Raw genomic sequence first — 1,714 nt, forward strand, 5'->3', positions numbered from 1 at the left:
TGAGGGCACTGAAAAAGTCCTTTTTAAAGCCAGTGAAACATTGTTTCGCTGGCTTTTTGTTTTATAATGAAAGTAATAATTATATTGCAGGTGAAATCCAATGATATCCAACCAACAATCTTTTAGTTTCAGCCCATATTCACAAATATACGACCTTGTTGTTCCTCAAGACAATATGTTACGTAAAATCAACGATCTTGTGGACTTTAGCTTTATTCTTGAAGATTTAGAATCAAAGTATTGTTTAAATAACGGCCGGAATGCCGTTCATCCTATTCGTATGTTCAAATACCTCTTACTCAAATCAATCTTTAGTTTATCCGATGTTGATGTTGTTGAACGCTCAAAATATGATATGTCATTCAAATATTTTCTTGAAATGGCACCAGAAGAACCTGTCATTGATCCAAGTTCCCTAACGAAATTTCGCAAACAGCGACTACAAGACATGAATTTATTAGACATGCTTATAAACAAAAGTGTAGAAATTGCACTAGAGAAAGAAATCATAAAAAGTAAAACGATTATTGTCGACTCCACTCACACAAAATCACGCTATAATCAAAAGTCAGTTAAAGAATTCCTACAGGAAAAAACAAAAAATGTACGGAAATCTGTTTATCAGATTGATGAATCGATGAAAGAAAAATTACCACCCAAAACGATAAGTAATAATGTGGAGGATGAAATCGTTTACTGCCAGGATCTCATAAAGGTCATTGAATCAGAGCCAAGAATTTCAGAAATACCTGCGGTAAAAGAGAAAATAAATGTTTTAAAAGAAGTCGTTGAAGATTGTACAGAACAATTGAGTTTTTCCATGGATTCTGATGCCAAAGTAGGACATAAATCTGAAGAATCCTCCTTTTTTGGTTATAAAACACATCTGGCAATGGCTGATGAACGGATTATTACGGCTGCGGTGATTACGACTGGAGAAAAAAGTGATGGAAAATACCTACAAGAATTAGTGGAGAAAAGCATAGAAACCGGAATGGAAATTAAAACGGTAATTGGAGATACGGCATATTCGGAGAAAGAAAATATTCGTTTTATGAAGAAAGAAGAGTTGGAGCTAGTTTCGAAACTGCATCCACTCGTAACACATGGTACCCGTAAAAAAGAAGACGAATTCACGTTTAATAAAGATGCGGGAATGTATGTGTGTAAGGCAGGCCATTTAGCGACCAAAAAGAAATTTGAGGAGAGAAAGGGCCAAGATCGAAACCAAAGAATGAAATATTTCTTTGATATTGAAAAATGTAAGGTTTGTCCATTCCAAGAAGGCTGTTATAAAAAAGGAGCGAAATCAAAAACATATTCAGTCACCATAAAATCAACCGAGCATAAAGATCAAGAGGCGTTCCAGAATACAGATAAATTTAAGGAGTTATCTAAAAGTCGATATAAGATTGAGGCTAAAAATAGTGAACTGAAGCATGGACACGAGTATGATACAGCGAAATCCTCGGGTTTATTTGGCATGCAAATTCAAGGGGCCACAACCATATTTGCAGTCAATCTAAAACGGATTTTAAAATTAATGAAGTGACTAAAGAGATAAGACAACCCAGAAATTAAGGTATTAAGACAGAAAAAGCCACTTTTCTATCTGATAAAAGACAGAAAATGGCTTTTTTACTTTATAAAATTCAGTATAGATTCCCACTGGGTTAAACAAGAAACATAAATTATAAGAAAATCAGTGCCCTCA

At 34.4% G+C, this 1,714-nt stretch carries 1 protein-coding gene; it reads left to right on the forward strand.

What is annotated here, in order from left to right; all coding sequences use genetic code 11:
• The first annotated feature begins 100 nt into the window (after nt 1–100).
• Nucleotides 101–1,552: an IS1182 family transposase gene (locus tag F7732_RS22475; RefSeq protein ID WP_151576222.1), complete on the forward strand. Its 1,452-nt coding sequence runs from the start codon at nt 101–103 to the stop codon at nt 1,550–1,552.
• Nucleotides 1,553–1,714: the final 162 nt, after the last annotated feature.

The sequence above is a fragment of the Bacillus mesophilum genome, assembly GCF_008923265.1.
Taxonomy (GTDB): domain Bacteria; phylum Bacillota; class Bacilli; order Bacillales; family Cytobacillaceae; genus Cytobacillus; species Cytobacillus mesophilum.

Excerpts from the sequence above, each read along its gene's own strand:
- F7732_RS22475 (WP_151576222.1), top strand. The coding sequence starts at position 101 with ATGATATCCAACCAACAATCTTTTAGTTTCAGCCCATATTCACAAATA.